We start from the raw sequence: 13753 nt of genomic DNA, 5'->3' as shown, positions 1-13753 counted from the left end.
CGAATCTTCAAGTGCCCACACAGTTTGTCTGATTGATTGTTAAAGAACAAAAAACGACGCGCAGTTTTATGCTTTACAACGGCGCGTCGTTGTGGGGGCGTATTATAGGCATTTATCATGGCCTTGCAACCCCTTTTTTCAATTTTTTACAAAATATTTTTTAATTGATTATTTTTTAGATCTTTTGTCTAGAAATCAACCTTGGCAGATCCGCTATGGAATCTAATACATAGTCTGCCGCACTTTCCCCCTCAGGCGTAATCTCCTTGCCGGTTCGCACTAAGATATTTGTGTTAATCTTTGCCCCTTTCCCTGCAAGTAGATCATCAACTTTGTCACCGATCATAATCGATCTTGACGGATCAATTTTCAATTCTTCAATCGCCTGCAATAACATCCCCGACTTCGGTTTACGGCAATCACAATCCTGTTTAAACTCTGCAAATTTTGCCTCCGGATGATGAGGGCAGTAATAGATGCCATCCAAATCAACACCACGATCCGCCAACGACCAATCCATCCACTCCGTCAACTGCAAAAACTGTTCCTCGGTAAAAAAACCTCGTGCAATGCCGGATTGATTTGTCACCAGAACCAACAAATAGCCCATTTCTTTGAGTTTTTTTAGCGCCTCAATACTTCCCTCAATAAAATGAAAATGATCAATGTCATGCACGTAACCGTAATCAATATTCAACGTACCGTCTCGATCTAAAAAAACCGCTTTTTTCATATTTGTTTATCCTGTCTATCTATGCATAGCTGTCGATTATCTTCTTTATTTCTATCTCGTGCAAACCCTCTGCTATTTTGTTCTATAGAGAAACAAATAATTATAAGAATGTCGCGGATAAATGTTGACATAGCATTCTAGACGTCTAGAATACAAAAATTCTTTTCGATAAAAATTAAACAGCAAAAGGGCTTATATGATTAAGCTAGAGAATGTCAGCAAAATTTTCGACGTTTCAGGTAAAAAACTGACCGCACTTGATAACGTTTCTTTAGATATTCCGAAAGGACATATCTGTGGCGTTATCGGCGCATCCGGTGCAGGTAAAAGTACCCTGATTCGTTGCGTCAACCTATTAGAAAAACCAACCGTAGGTTCCGTGATCATTGACAGCAAAGATCTCACTCAACTTAGCGATGCGGAACTTGTATTAGAACGCCGTAATATTGGCATGATTTTCCAACATTTCAATTTATTGAGCTCCCGCACCGTCTTTGGTAATGTCGCGCTGCCTTTAGAATTAGAAGGCACACCGAAAGAAAAAATCGAAGCGAAAGTCAATGAGTTACTCTCTTTGGTAGGATTAAGCGATAAAAAAAATGTGTATCCGTCTAATTTATCCGGCGGTCAAAAACAACGCGTCGCCATTGCACGTGCACTAGCAAGCAATCCAAAAGTGTTATTGTGCGACGAAGCCACCAGCGCACTGGATCCGGCAACCACCCATTCCATCTTAAAATTATTAAAAGAAATCAACCGCACTTTAGGTATCACAATTCTCTTAATTACCCACGAAATGGATGTCGTGAAGCGCATTTGCGATTTGGTTGCTATCATTGACCACGGCAAACTGATAGAACAAGGCTCGGTGAGCGACATCTTCTCTAATCCGAAAACCGAACTGGCACAACAATTTATTCGTTCGACCTTTAGTGTCAATTTGCCGGATGAATATTTAGATAACCTACTGCAAACACCGAAGCACGCCAAGTCTTACCCGATTATCAAATTCGAGTTTACCGGACGCTCGGTGGATGCCCCATTGTTGTCCCAAGCCTCCAAAAAATTCGGTGTGGAATTAAGCATTTTAACGTCCCAAATTGAATACGCCGGCGGCGTGAAATTCGGTTTCACCGTAGCTGAAGTGGAAGGCGACGAAGATGCTATTACACAAACCAAAATCTATTTAATGGAAAATAACGTACGCGTTGAGGTATTAGGCTATGTGGAATGATTTTTTAACGCAACTTACGCCTCAAATGTGGCAAGCAGTGTGGGTTTCTACCTATGAAACCGTGTATATCAGCTTTGCATCTACCTTGTTAGCTGTGCTCATCGGTTTACCTTTTGGCGTTGTGACGTTCCTCACCGGTAAAGGCGAAATTCTGCAAAACGCACGTTTAAATCTCATTTTGAACATTGTGATTAACATTGGACGCTCCATTCCATTCATTATTTTATTAATCATTTTGTTACCGTTTACCCGTTTCATTTTGAATACGACGCTGGGTACAACGGCGGCAATTATCCCATTAAGCATTTGCGCAATGCCGTTTGTGGCACGTTTAACTGCTAATGCCTTGGTGGAAGTCCCAAAAGGCTTAACGGAAGCCGCAAAAGCCATGGGGGCGACAAATTGGCAAATCATCCGCAAATTCTATTTACCGGAAGCGCTACCAACCCTAATTAACGGCATTACACTGACCTTAGTTACCCTAGTGGGCTATTCCGCCATGGCGGGCATTGTCGGCGGCGGTGGTTTAGGTAGCCTTGCCATTAACTACGGCGAATATCGCAACATGATGTACGTTAAATGGGTCGCCACAATTATTATTGTCGTATTCGTCATGATTTCACAAAAACTTGGCGATGATTTAGCTAAACGCGTTGATCATCGTTAATTCACTTAGCATTAACATTAAAAGAGGATCTTTTATGAACTTAAAAAAATTACTCGGCGTAGCAACTCTTGCCTCCGTATTTGCATTAACAGCATGTAACGAAGAGAAAAAACCGGAAGCGACAGCAGAAGCACCGGCAAAAATTAAAGTCGGCGTAATGGCTGGCCCAGAACACGAAGTAGCTGAGATTGCTGCTAAAGTCGCAAAAGAAAAATATAACTTAGACGTAGAATACGTTTTATTTAACGACTACGCCTTACCAAATACAGCCGTTTCTAAAGGCGATTTAGATGCTAACGCTATGCAACACAAACCGTATTTAGACAAAGATTCCCAAGCGAAAGGTTTAAACAACCTCGTTATCGTGGGTAACACCTTTGTTTATCCGTTAGCCGGTTACTCCAAAAAAATCAAAAGCGTAAATGAGTTGCAAGATGGCGCGGTGGTTGCTGTACCAAACGACCCAAGTAACTTGGCACGCGCGTTAATCTTGTTAGAAAAACAAGGTTTAATTAAATTAAAAGATGCCACAAACTTGTTCTCTACTTCCATGGATATCGTTGAAAATCCAAAACATTTACAAGTGAAAGAAGTGGATACTTCTGTTGCGGCACGTGCTTTAGACGATGTGGATTTAGCCGTTGTGAATAACAACTATGCCGGCCAAGTAGGCTTAAATGCACAAGATCACGGCGTGTTCGTGGAAGATAAAGATTCTCCATATGTGAACATTATCGTGGCACGTACTGACAACAAAGACAGCAAAGCAGTACAAGATTTCGTGAAAGCTTACCAAACACCGGAAGTGGAACAAGAAGCGAAAAAACACTTTAAAGACGGAGTAGTAAAAGGTTGGTAATTTGAAGCCCCTATAAAAACACCGTAAAATGAGACCGCACTTTTAGGCAATGAAAAGCCAAAGTGCGGTCTTTTTTTTACACGTTTTTTACGGGGGAAATCAAGATGAAAGTCACCAGTTCAGCTATTGAAAACGGACATTACGCCGACAAATACGGCAAGCGAGGCTCGCAGTTTAGCCCAAATGGCATGCCCACCTACTCCATTCCTTTTGAAATCACCGATGTGCCTGCCGGCACAAAATCCTTTGCTGTAGTGCTAGAAGATAAAGATGCCATCAGCGCTGCCGGCTTTGTTTGGACGCACTGGCTCATTGCTGACTTGGAACGCACTTCCGTGCAAGAAAACGAAAGCCAAACAGCGACAGATTTCGTACAAGGTGCAAACAGTTGGGCAAGCGTATTAGGCAAGTTTGACATCAAAGAAGCCTCTGCTTACGGCGGCATGGCACCACCGAACTCAAACCATCGCTATGAACTTTATGTCTATGCGTTAGATACCAAACTCAATTTGCCGCAAGGTTTCCGTTTCAACGAACTCCATTACGCCATGCAAGGGCATATTTTAGATCAAGCCTATTTAGTAGGTTGGTATAACGTTTAATGCATCGGTTTAAGAAAAATCCTCGTCACATTGACGAGGATTTTTTATGAGCGCTTTTAGACACCCTTTTTTGCGCCTATAATAAGCCGTTTATTTTTATTCAATCGAGAACATCATGTTAGATATTGTTTTATACGAACCGGAAATTCCGCAAAACACCGGCAATATTATTCGCTTATGTGCCAACACCGGCTTTCGCTTACATTTAATCGAGCCACTGGGTTTTACCTGGGATGACAAAAAATTGCGTCGCTCCGGCTTGGATTACCACGAATTTGCCGACATCAAAAAGCACAAAACTTTCGAGGCCTTTTTGCAAAGTGAACAACCGAAACGTTTGTTTGCCTTAACGACAAAAGGTACCCCAGCACACAGCGAAGTAAAGTTTGAATTAGGCGACTATTTAATGTTCGGCCCGGAAACCCGCGGCATTCCGATGGACATTTTAAATAGCATGCCGGCGGAACAAAAAATCCGCATTCCCATGACAGCCAACAGCCGCAGCATGAATCTTTCAAACTCGGTGGCCGTCACCGTGTATGAAGCATGGCGCCAGCTAGGATATCAAGGTGCGGTAAATTTAAACCGATAACAAAAAGCCCATCGTCTGATGGGCTTCTTTTTTAAGTGCGGTCGTTTTTTCTCGCATTTTTACGGTAAATGCCTAGCGCACATTTAATGCGGTTGCCATATTTTCCTGTAATTGCTCCAACATGGCATAGCGTTTACGGTACATGGAACGCTTATTGCTTGGAATATCGTCCATATTTTTGGTTTCAAAATGCAGTGGCAATTCCCAATAATCTTTTAACGTGCCGGCAGATTCCGCGAAAATCGCATCATAGTCCACCACATAACGTTTGCTTTGCACGAAACGGGATTTGTTTTGATATTTATGCGGAATGCCCCATAAGGCAGAATAACCTAACACATTGGTCAGGGCTTTCATGGCTTCCACCATCAAATAAGCCGGACGTAAACCATGGCATTTCTTGGTCAGCAATTTCACCATTTCTTTTGAACCTTCAAAATTCGGCCCTTGAATTACCGCAATTAAAAGCGCCTGTTGCACTTTGCCGAAGGTCAATAAATAAACCAATTCTTGACTTGGTGAATGAACCAGCTCTAACGTCCAAAACCCTTCCATCGGCTGATAATCGGTGATGGTGAGCCGCATTTCAAAATCAGGAATGACCTCACCAAAAGAAATGGCTTGTTGCCACAACGGCGGCAACCCAAGTGCGGTCAATTTTTCCGGTAAAAACGTCAGGTTGTCGCACATGGCGTCAAAACGTTGTTGCGTATTAAAGCGTTTATCCAAAAAACGATGCACTAACGGATAGCTAAAATTTGCCCGTTGATTAAGCAAGTCAACGAGCCACGGTTTTTGGTTCACGACGCTTTCGAATTTTTTCACTGCCTGCCAGTGCAGCCAAGAACGCAAGCGATAACGGAAACGCTTCATACGGTAAGATTTCTGATTTCTATCTGGATATAACGCATGAGGATCCGGCCATTGATAAACATGTTGCTGTGTCATAATAAATTTATTTAGGTTCAAATAAGGAAAAATCGGGGCACATTTTCGCATAATCCCATCTTTTTTGCATTTTTTTATCGTTTTTTTACGGCCGATAAAGTATCCTAGCCGGCAATTTATCACCTTGGATACAAAGCACACCATGTCAGAAATTAAACTGAATTATCACAAAACCCATTTTTTAACCAGCTCGCCGAACCTCAAAAGTCTGCCGGAAGATAGCGGTGTTGAAATCGCCTTTGCCGGTCGCTCTAATGCAGGCAAATCAACGGCATTGAATGCCTTAACGAATCAGAAAAACCTTGCCCGTACGTCAAAAACCCCAGGGCGTACCCAACTCATCAATTTGTTTGAAGTGGAACCGCAATGCAAGTTAGTGGATTTGCCGGGCTATGGCTATGCCGCCGTACCGGAACAAATGAAATTGCAGTGGCAACAAGCCCTTGGCGAATATTTGCAAAAGCGTGAGTGTCTTGCCGGGATTGTGATTTTGATGGACATTCGTCATCCGCTCAAAGATTTGGATCAGCAAATGATTGAATGGGCAGTAGCTTCCAAATTACCGGTATTATTACTGCTCACGAAAGCGGATAAACTGAGCCAAAGCGAACGCAGCAAACAAGTCAAAATGGTGCGTGAAGCAATTTTACCGTTCCAAGGCGATATTCAAGTGGAAGCCTTTTCTGCGTTGAAACGTACTGGGATTGATCGCTTAGCCGTCAAATTAGACGCCTGGTTTGCCCCAGTTTTCGCCTAAAAAAAGCCATTTCTGCGATCCTGATCGCAAAAAAGTGCGGTGTGAATTTCTTTCATTTCGCACTTTTTTTATGTTTGTCGCTCCGCTTTTTTCTTCAGCATGATGGAGCCCAACATGTCTTTAGCCATCGTTTACAGTCGCGCCTCCATAGGCGTTCAAGCACCACTAGTCACCATTGAAGTACATTTAAGCAACGGCAAACCGGGCTTTACCCTTGTCGGCTTGCCGGAAAAAACGGTGAAAGAAGCCCAAGACCGTGTCCGCAGTGCGTTGCTGAATGCCGAATTTCGCTACCCCGCCAAGCGTATTACCGTCAACCTCGCCCCGGCAGACTTACCCAAAGAAGGCGGGCGTTTTGATTTGCCGATTGCCATCGGCATGCTTGCCGCCTCCGGTTATATTGATGCAGAAAAGTTAAAACAATTTGAATTTATCGGCGAACTTGCCCTGACCGGCCAACTGCGCGCGGTGCATGGTGTCATCCCTGCGATTCTGGCAGCGAAACAAGCCAAGCGAAAATGCATTATTGCACTAGGCAATGCCAATGAAGCCTCTCTGGTTTCAGAGCAAGAAACCTATTACGCCAATTCCTTATTAGATGTGGTGCAATTTCTCAATCAGCAGGGAGTATTACCTCTTGCCGGAGACATCAAAACTCAAAGTGCGGTGGATTTTTTCCCTGAAAATCCTAAAGATCTGACGGATATCATCGGCCAACAACATGCCAAGCGTGCCTTAATGATTGCCGCGGCAGGGCAGCATAATTTGTTATTTTTAGGCCCACCCGGCACAGGAAAGACCATGCTTGCCAGTCGCTTAACCGGATTACTGCCGGAAATGAGCGACCAAGAAGCCATTGAAACCGCCTCTGTGGCCAGTTTGGTGCAAAATGAACTAAATTTTCACAACTGGAAACAACGCCCCTTCCGTGCGCCTCACCACAGTGCCTCCACACCGGCATTGGTGGGTGGCGGTTGTTAAAATTACAAATAATTGTCAAACGATACAAATAATTGTCGCCTTATAATCCAAATCATTTATAATCTACTTATCTATTTAACTGACTGAAAAGGAAGTTGATTATGTCATATTTCGACGAGAATAATTTAGATAGAGTTCGCTGGCGTTGTGCGCTTAATTTAGAAAAGTATTTTGAAAAACCTCTTCGCGGTTTTTACAATAAGGAACATGAGTACGTTGCCACTTGGTATGAAAACCGTCTTTCGCTCGATAAATCTAAAACACTCGTTGAAGTCACTTTTATCAATTTAACTAAACCTACCTATATAAATAAGAATACCAGCAAAGAATGCCAGAGTTTCTTTGTTATTAAGTTACCTATCAATTACCTACATAAAGTTCCATTCGGTAGCATTTGGAAAGAAGGTGAATCGGAGTATAAGTTCAAACTTAAAGAATTTAAAGTTACCTTTTCAAAAAGTGAAGGGTTGACTTATAAACCTCTTTGGACGGACAAGGAATCAGCGCATCCATTTGAAGCAGATAAGTACGTTTATTCATCTTATTTAGATGATTTCAAGAAAGATGGAAATCAACTGCTTGTCATTCAACCCAAAGGTGATAGTAAGTCTTATATTGTTCATCCGTTACACTTCTTTATGGCTCACTATGGTTATTCGAGCGAGTTAAAACGCATCTTGATTACAGACAACTGGAGTAAAGTTGAGAAGAAATTACACCTGAATGAATTTTTCAAAGAAAAAGGCGTGTTCATACCGAATAACCTTTCCACGAAAGACGCGGTGTTTCTTTATCACTTGAAATATGACGCTTACACAAAAACAGTCGTAAAAGATATAACGACTAAAATCATCTTTTCTAAAGGTCAAGAAAGACTGCACTATCGCATTCCTTGCTGGCACGACAAACCAATCATGCTTTCATTCTATGGTATTGAGTTAGGAAATTCAGTGCTTTGCTGCCAAATTACAGGGATTAGTCAACCACAAGGCGAGCCAATTAACCTTTATTATCATTCTGCGATAAAAACAAGCAAAGATGGTAAGGGGCAAAAAGGCGGTGAACCTCAATACAGAACGAGAAAACAAGAACGAGAACATGAACTTGAAAAGCTCGACATTGCATTAGATAACGTGAATAACCTTGTGGCGGCGGATGTGATTGAACACCTGAAATTGCTTGGTGAAGAGCGAGCAATTAACCGTATTCAGCTTGTTCAAGAAACTGAAAAAGGCGGTAAAGTTAAATTCTTAAATTACAATGAACCAGAGAATTACGGAGTGGGTGAGAAACAAGGGAAAACAGGTAATACAGGTATTGCTAACTGCTTCTATGACATTCCTAGTAATCAAGATATTGAAGGTAAATCACGCCTCGATACCGTTTGGGAACACGCTAAACGCCTACGTAACGAGCAAGGCGCTAAGGTCTATTGGTACACACCTAAGCTTGGATTTAACGAAAGCGATAAATTTACGTTAGTTTCATTAGAAGAAATCCTTGATTCTCTAGAACAATACTATCCAGTCGCGGCGTTAATATTGCGAGTAGATGTGCAACAAAGAACATTCTTTGTACTAAGTTTCCCTGCCCGAAATGAAAAAGAAAACTCAGGTTTTAGTAGTGTCGTTTATGAACCCCGAAATATTCAACAATTTCTATCAGGCGAAGGTGATATTTATAGTCGAGATGAGAATCTATTCAAGCTGTTTATTGAAATTATATCAAGCGAAGGCGTAAGTAGTGATTATGTTGATTCTAAGGATGGAAAAATGTCGTTATTTAGACATAGAGAAGCTAAAAAGACAAACAATAACTGGGTTTGGAATGGAATCGGAAAGCTACTTTAAAGTAAGGAGGTGAGTAGAAGAAGTATTGACGATTACTCCTAGATTAAGTCTTATTAGCATAGGTATGAAACTATAATTTCCTTAAAAATAAGGAATATTTCTGATAAATATCAATTACTGGACTACAAAAAAACGACAGTCTAATTCAATCGATATTCATAAGTAGAAAGCAGTAACCGAGTGTACAATTGGAATAAGTAAACTTACTGAAAATATTCAGTCTAAGTAAGTAATGTTTAGCCATAAATACTCTATATTTGTAAGTGTATTGAGAAATTTACTTACAGCTATAATATTAAAGACTCCTCACTTTATATTACGAGAAATAAATTTTACAAGACAAATAAAAAGGAACCTTAAAATGATGAGAAGTTTTATTTTGGGATATGAAAAGAGAATTAAAGATGAATCCCAAACAAAAATCGATATTCATATAAACCTATGGAGATATAGAGCCAGTAACAATAATGATATAATCATTGACTTTGGCTTTATGATTCATGACATTAAAAAGGTAAATAAAATTATATTTTTTACACCATTAAAAATAAATCAAGTATTAGATCTTGGTGGTAAAATTTTTAATTCCAACACAATATCTGATGCAATATTTAATGAGAGATGTGAAATATCTAACACTTATCCCAAAAGAAGAAAAGTAATAAAACATGGAGATTATGACTCTAGAAATAATAAAACTGAGGAAAATGATGTTTTCATGATTTATTCTCTAAAAATTGATCGGGATGATAATAGTCAATTACAATTTAATAACAAAGATAACTATAGTCAAATACATATAAATACAAGTGAAATATTATCTGATGAAGAGGTAGAATTTCACCCAGATTTAGAGCAAGTTAAAAAGTATTATTTTAGATTTAGAATTCATGCTAAGAAAGGAACAAAAATAATACAAAATGAAAACGAGAGAATAAACCCTCTACAAGACATCTCCTTAAGAACAACTGAACTGATAGACTTTAGAATTAATGATCTACGTTCATGCTCGGATGAGATAAAAGAATGTTTCCTAAAAATGCCAATATTTTCAATCAATAAGGTTCATTACTTAATAATAAGAAATTCTACTGATGAGTTTATAACGGTGGGAGATATAAAAGTAAAAAGTAGGATATTAGAAAATGAGGTATGGAAAGATTATATTAAAATAAATGACATTGATATGATTGCCTACCATTTTAAAAATGATAGCGATGATGCTTTTTCATTTGAAAAATTAGCAAGATTTAAGTATCCACTAAATGTAGGTAAAAGAGTAATGGTTTATGTGGGCATTATTATATCTATATCATTAATTTCATCTGGCATATTTGAAATCATTAAAAAATATCTAATATAGGAGATTATAATGGATAACTTAACTTATTCTAAATTTTCAGAAATCGACCTAAATGATCCATTTTTTGATAGTTTAAAAGACGATTACAAAGAATTCCCTGATTGGTTTAGACGTAAAGCTAATGACTACGCTTATGTTCTTTATAATAACAATAAGATTGATGGTTTTTTGTATCTTAAGTTTGAAAATGACATTCCCGATATAGAGCCAGCCATATATAACCGCAGAATATTAAAAGTTGGTACATTTAAATTCACCCCCCAAGGAACATTAAGGGGGCAGAGATTTATAAAAAAAATCCTTGATATAGCAATCTCCAAGCACATAGAGTTAATTTATCTCACAATCTTCGAAAAGCATAGTTATCTTATTAATTTATTTCAAAAATATGGTTTTTATGCTGCTGGAACGAAAGATACCATAAATGGCACTGAATTTGTTTATATGAGAAACATGCGTCATGTTGTTGGAGATATTATCTTAGATTATCCATATGTTTATCCTAACACTAATAAATATTTACTGGCTATTTATCCGAAATATCATACTAGATTATTTCCGGAATCTATCTTATCTAATGAGTCAATTGATATTGTTCAAGATGTTTCGTACTCAAATAGCATACACAAAATTTATATATCAGCCGCTTATGGAGCTGGAGATTTAAAAAGGGGTGATGTACTCGTAATATATAGAACGGGGGATGGTAAAGGTCCGGCATATCATAGAGCTGTTGTATCATCTGTTTGCGTTGTCGAAGAGGTCCGCCATATTTCAGAATTTACGACAGAGGAATCTTACTTGCAGTATTGCAGTAAATTTAGTGTATTCACTACAAACGAACTATCCCAATTTTACAAGGAGAAAAAATACCCTTATGTGATTCGTTTTACTTACAATATTGCGTTCCCCAAACGAACTAATAGGAAAGAATTACTTGACAATAACTTGATAGGAGATCAGACTAGAATCGTATTAGAACCAATATCTAATGAGCAATTTAGTTGTATTTTAAGGTTATCACACACAGATGAAAGTTTTATTGTCAATCAAACCTGAGTTTGTAGAAAAGATCATTTCCGGTGAAAAAAAGTTTGAGTTCAGAAAATCGCTACCAAAACGTGAGGGTATAACAACAGTTGTCGTTTATTCCACAATGCCAGTAGGAAAGGTTGTTGGAGAGTTTAAAGTCAAGGATACGCTATCTCATGTACCGGAATCTCTTTGGGAAAGAACAAAGGAATTTTCAGGCATTACGAAAAATTTCTTCGATCAGTATTTTTCCACAAGACCTTTAGCGCATGCTTTTGAAATTGATTCATTTCGGTTATACGATGAGCCTCTAGGCATCTCAGATATACTGCCATCAGGCACGCCTCCGCAATCTTATTGCTATATTGAGTAATTGATCCACCAAACCTATTGCTGTTCTATTTTTTATGGTTTGGTTAATAGAATTCAAAAATAGGCTAAAATTTATTGAAAATAAAAGGGGCTAACCTAGCCCCTTAATTTTAAGATATAGTTTCATAATATATTAAAGCTTAAATGTAGTACAAATCTTAAAAGAAATAATAAATTATCTGCTATTGAGATTTTACTGAAGACCGTTCAGAATCTTTGCCGAGAACTGGTTAAACCAACAATTTCATGTGAATACGAAAAATCTGGCATAAGCAGGTGCCATCACTTATTTTAGCTTACAGAATAGACATCTATACTAGATACATTAAGAAAATCTTTATCGTCTGTAATAATGTTATTTATCTTATGTTCTCTCATCGCCAATAAAAATAAAGCATCATAAGCATCTATATTATATGAACTTATTTGCTCAACTACACTATCTCCCGCTTGTAAATTGATAGGAAATTCAACCACAACTGCAAACTCTTCCTGTCGCCCGCTTTTAGTTCAAATTTTGGCGAACCATCAGCACTTAATAATAGGCGTCTTAACCCAAATCCAGCTGGTCCACCTTGACGAAATCCACGCTCAATCAAATTTTTCTGACCATTAAAAACTTTTTCACCTAGCTCACGGCAGTATTCTCCGGCAGACCAACGTTTTACCGCTTTAAAAATTTGAGAACCAATGTCGTTTCCCTTAAAAGGTTCTGCACAGTAATGCACTTTAACCCCCATTTTTGAACAAATTTGTTCATAATGTGCAGATTCATCAATATTCAGAAAGCGCCCCCATCGGCTAATGTCATAAACAAGAATATGTGAAAAATCAGCATTACCGGATTGTACAAAGTTAATGAGCGATAAAAACTGAGGACGTTTTTCTGCGCTTAATCCACTTCTTCCCTCATCTAGGTATTCCCTAGTGAGTATAAGCCCTTGCTCCTTAGCATATTTTTGAATGAAACGACGTTGTATATCCGGTGAAAATTCCTGATGCTCCGTAGACATACGGATATAAGCAACAGCAAGATTTTTATATTCCATATTTCACCTCCACAGTCACTATAACGGAAAAGGAGAACCTTATGTTGCACACAACGGATAAGATTTTACCCAAAAATTTCAGAGAAGATTTCATCGTCGAACTTCGGCAAGAAATGCATGAACAGTTCTGGTCAACACTTGAGTTATCGAAGAAATTAGGTGTATGCGAAAGAACAGTAAAAGCGTGGTTAAGAAATGAAAGGTTCCCCAACGGTATTTACCTTATAAAATTAATGTATCTCTCTGCACATATTCGAAAATATGTTTGGCAAATATCTGGTTCAGGAAAGCAATATATTGATATAGATATGATGAAACTGATTATTTCGAATTTATTAAATAAGCTATAGAAGTAGGGAACGAGAGCTCCCTATCAAAATAGATAAAATAAAGTTACTTATTTCATTCTAAAACAGAAACTAAAAATTGAAAAATCTTGAAAAGCCTTTTTCAATTAGAAATTAAAAATAATTTAGTAGATCTTAAAAAACGCTTCCAATTACACGGTCTATACGAAAATACTTAATCCATTTGTATAAGTAACGTTTTTCTAGCCGATTCCCACTCACAACAGCTAACTTACTATCTAATTTAGATAAAATACAAGGTATCTTTACTATAGCTATTATTTCATCTATTTCCCGCTCTGTTTCAAGCCATAATCTGAACTGTTCTTTAAGTGATAACTGTACTTTTTTCATAATAAACCTCTAT

Annotated in this window: 15 protein-coding genes and 1 pseudogene; 12 read left to right on the top strand and 4 right to left on the bottom strand. The window is 38.5% G+C overall.

Annotated features, from left to right (window positions below; all coding sequences use genetic code 11):
• Positions 1 to 175 precede the first annotated feature (175 nt).
• The gene (gene gmhB / locus HMPREF9064_RS08905; RefSeq protein WP_005715701.1) at positions 176 to 733 is read right to left on the bottom strand and encodes a D-glycero-beta-D-manno-heptose 1,7-bisphosphate 7-phosphatase; all 558 of its coding nucleotides are present in this window, start codon (positions 731 to 733) and stop codon (positions 176 to 178) included.
• Positions 734 to 929: 196 nt separating this feature from the next.
• On the opposite strand from gmhB, the gene metN reads away from it, so the two are divergent.
• The 5 genes from metN (at position 930) to trmL (ending at position 4687) form a co-directional block, all read left to right on the top strand.
• Positions 930 to 1967 carry a methionine ABC transporter ATP-binding protein MetN gene (gene metN, locus HMPREF9064_RS08910; RefSeq protein WP_005715699.1) on the top strand — a complete coding sequence of 346 codons (1038 nt, stop codon included), beginning with the start codon at positions 930 to 932 and terminating at the stop codon, positions 1965 to 1967.
• The gene (locus HMPREF9064_RS08915) at positions 1957 to 2634 is read left to right on the top strand and encodes a methionine ABC transporter permease (protein WP_005715697.1); all 678 of its coding nucleotides are present in this window, start codon (positions 1957 to 1959) and stop codon (positions 2632 to 2634) included. The genes metN and HMPREF9064_RS08915 overlap by 11 nt, the downstream gene beginning before the upstream one ends.
• 34 nt (positions 2635 to 2668) lie before the next feature.
• Entirely contained in the window at positions 2669 to 3493 is an 825-nt protein-coding gene (locus tag HMPREF9064_RS08920; RefSeq protein WP_005715695.1) for a MetQ/NlpA family lipoprotein, read from the top strand.
• Positions 3494 to 3597: 104 nt separating this feature from the next.
• On the top strand, positions 3598 to 4095 hold the full coding sequence (locus HMPREF9064_RS08925) for a YbhB/YbcL family Raf kinase inhibitor-like protein (protein WP_005715693.1): 498 nt from the start codon (positions 3598 to 3600) through the stop codon (positions 4093 to 4095).
• A gap of 115 nt (positions 4096 to 4210) precedes the next feature.
• Positions 4211 to 4687, top strand: coding sequence for a tRNA (uridine(34)/cytosine(34)/5-carboxymethylaminomethyluridine(34)-2'-O)-methyltransferase TrmL (gene trmL, locus HMPREF9064_RS08930; RefSeq protein WP_005704903.1), 477 nt, complete (start codon positions 4211 to 4213; stop codon positions 4685 to 4687).
• A 72-nt stretch (positions 4688 to 4759) separates the two neighbouring features.
• On the opposite strand, the gene HMPREF9064_RS08935 is transcribed toward trmL, so the two are convergent.
• The gene (locus tag HMPREF9064_RS08935; protein WP_032998064.1) at positions 4760 to 5635 is read right to left on the bottom strand and encodes a VirK/YbjX family protein; all 876 of its coding nucleotides are present in this window, start codon (positions 5633 to 5635) and stop codon (positions 4760 to 4762) included.
• A 142-nt stretch (positions 5636 to 5777) separates the two neighbouring features.
• Here HMPREF9064_RS08935 and yihA point away from each other — a divergent pair, with 142 nt between their 5' ends.
• The 6 genes and pseudogenes from yihA (at position 5778) to HMPREF9064_RS08965 (ending at position 11991) form a co-directional block, all read left to right on the top strand.
• The gene (gene yihA / locus HMPREF9064_RS08940) at positions 5778 to 6392 is read left to right on the top strand and encodes a ribosome biogenesis GTP-binding protein YihA/YsxC (RefSeq protein WP_005715688.1); all 615 of its coding nucleotides are present in this window, start codon (positions 5778 to 5780) and stop codon (positions 6390 to 6392) included.
• A 114-nt stretch (positions 6393 to 6506) separates the two neighbouring features.
• Positions 6507 to 7367, top strand: a pseudogene (locus tag HMPREF9064_RS08945) (YifB family Mg chelatase-like AAA ATPase); the annotation flags it as partial.
• Between the two features lie 107 nt (positions 7368 to 7474).
• Positions 7475 to 9223 carry a hypothetical protein gene (locus HMPREF9064_RS08950; RefSeq protein ID WP_005715685.1) on the top strand — a complete coding sequence of 583 codons (1749 nt, stop codon included), beginning with the start codon at positions 7475 to 7477 and terminating at the stop codon, positions 9221 to 9223.
• Positions 9224 to 9584: 361 nt separating this feature from the next.
• Positions 9585 to 10586 carry a hypothetical protein gene (locus HMPREF9064_RS08955; protein ID WP_032997736.1) on the top strand — a complete coding sequence of 334 codons (1002 nt, stop codon included), beginning with the start codon at positions 9585 to 9587 and terminating at the stop codon, positions 10584 to 10586.
• A 9-nt stretch (positions 10587 to 10595) separates the two neighbouring features.
• The gene (locus HMPREF9064_RS08960; protein WP_005715680.1) at positions 10596 to 11645 is read left to right on the top strand and encodes a GNAT family protein; all 1050 of its coding nucleotides are present in this window, start codon (positions 10596 to 10598) and stop codon (positions 11643 to 11645) included.
• Positions 11617 to 11991: an ASCH domain-containing protein gene (locus tag HMPREF9064_RS08965; RefSeq protein ID WP_005715678.1), complete on the top strand. Its 375-nt coding sequence runs from the start codon at positions 11617 to 11619 to the stop codon at positions 11989 to 11991. Before HMPREF9064_RS08960 ends, HMPREF9064_RS08965 begins: the two co-directional genes overlap by 29 nt.
• A 433-nt stretch (positions 11992 to 12424) precedes the next feature.
• Here the strand turns inward: HMPREF9064_RS08965 and HMPREF9064_RS08970 are convergent, their stop codons facing one another.
• The gene (locus HMPREF9064_RS08970) at positions 12425 to 13039 is read right to left on the bottom strand and encodes a recombinase family protein (RefSeq protein WP_005715676.1); all 615 of its coding nucleotides are present in this window, start codon (positions 13037 to 13039) and stop codon (positions 12425 to 12427) included.
• Between the two features lie 41 nt (positions 13040 to 13080).
• Between HMPREF9064_RS08970 and HMPREF9064_RS08975 the strand changes: the two genes are divergently transcribed.
• Entirely contained in the window at positions 13081 to 13389 is a 309-nt protein-coding gene (locus HMPREF9064_RS08975; RefSeq protein WP_005715674.1) for a helix-turn-helix domain-containing protein, read from the top strand.
• A gap of 132 nt (positions 13390 to 13521) precedes the next feature.
• Here the strand turns inward: HMPREF9064_RS08975 and HMPREF9064_RS08980 are convergent, their stop codons facing one another.
• Positions 13522 to 13740 (bottom strand): hypothetical protein, encoded by a 219-nt coding sequence (locus tag HMPREF9064_RS08980; RefSeq protein ID WP_005715671.1) that lies wholly within the window; start codon positions 13738 to 13740, stop codon positions 13522 to 13524.
• Positions 13741 to 13753: the final 13 nt, after the last annotated feature.

The sequence above is a fragment of the Aggregatibacter segnis ATCC 33393 genome (assembly GCF_000185305.1).
Taxonomy (GTDB): Bacteria; Pseudomonadota; Gammaproteobacteria; order Enterobacterales; family Pasteurellaceae; genus Aggregatibacter; species Aggregatibacter segnis.
The sequence above is the reverse complement of the archived record's forward strand: the minus strand, read 5'-3'. Positions and strand labels throughout refer to the sequence as shown.

Bases quoted from the DNA above. Each gene is read 5' to 3' on its own strand.
- metN (WP_005715699.1), top strand. From the start codon at position 930: ATGATTAAGCTAGAGAATGTCAGCAAAATTTTCGACGTTTCAGGTAAA.
- gmhB (WP_005715701.1), bottom strand. From the start codon at position 733: ATGAAAAAAGCGGTTTTTTTAGATCGAGACGGTACGTTGAATATTGAT.
- HMPREF9064_RS08925 (WP_005715693.1), top strand. From the start codon at position 3,598: ATGAAAGTCACCAGTTCAGCTATTGAAAACGGACATTACGCCGACAAA.
- HMPREF9064_RS08935 (WP_032998064.1), bottom strand. From the start codon at position 5,635: ATGACACAGCAACATGTTTATCAATGGCCGGATCCTCATGCGTTATAT.
- HMPREF9064_RS08980 (WP_005715671.1), bottom strand. From the start codon at position 13,740: ATGAAAAAAGTACAGTTATCACTTAAAGAACAGTTCAGATTATGGCTT.
- HMPREF9064_RS08965 (WP_005715678.1), top strand. From the start codon at position 11,617: ATGAAAGTTTTATTGTCAATCAAACCTGAGTTTGTAGAAAAGATCATT.
- HMPREF9064_RS08970 (WP_005715676.1), bottom strand. From the start codon at position 13,039: ATGGAATATAAAAATCTTGCTGTTGCTTATATCCGTATGTCTACGGAG.
- HMPREF9064_RS08975 (WP_005715674.1), top strand. From the start codon at position 13,081: ATGTTGCACACAACGGATAAGATTTTACCCAAAAATTTCAGAGAAGAT.
- HMPREF9064_RS08955 (WP_032997736.1), top strand. From the start codon at position 9,585: ATGATGAGAAGTTTTATTTTGGGATATGAAAAGAGAATTAAAGATGAA.
- HMPREF9064_RS08920 (WP_005715695.1), top strand. From the start codon at position 2,669: ATGAACTTAAAAAAATTACTCGGCGTAGCAACTCTTGCCTCCGTATTT.
- HMPREF9064_RS08915 (WP_005715697.1), top strand. From the start codon at position 1,957: ATGTGGAATGATTTTTTAACGCAACTTACGCCTCAAATGTGGCAAGCA.
- HMPREF9064_RS08960 (WP_005715680.1), top strand. From the start codon at position 10,596: ATGGATAACTTAACTTATTCTAAATTTTCAGAAATCGACCTAAATGAT.
- trmL (WP_005704903.1), top strand. From the start codon at position 4,211: ATGTTAGATATTGTTTTATACGAACCGGAAATTCCGCAAAACACCGGC.
- HMPREF9064_RS08950 (WP_005715685.1), top strand. From the start codon at position 7,475: ATGTCATATTTCGACGAGAATAATTTAGATAGAGTTCGCTGGCGTTGT.
- yihA (WP_005715688.1), top strand. From the start codon at position 5,778: ATGTCAGAAATTAAACTGAATTATCACAAAACCCATTTTTTAACCAGC.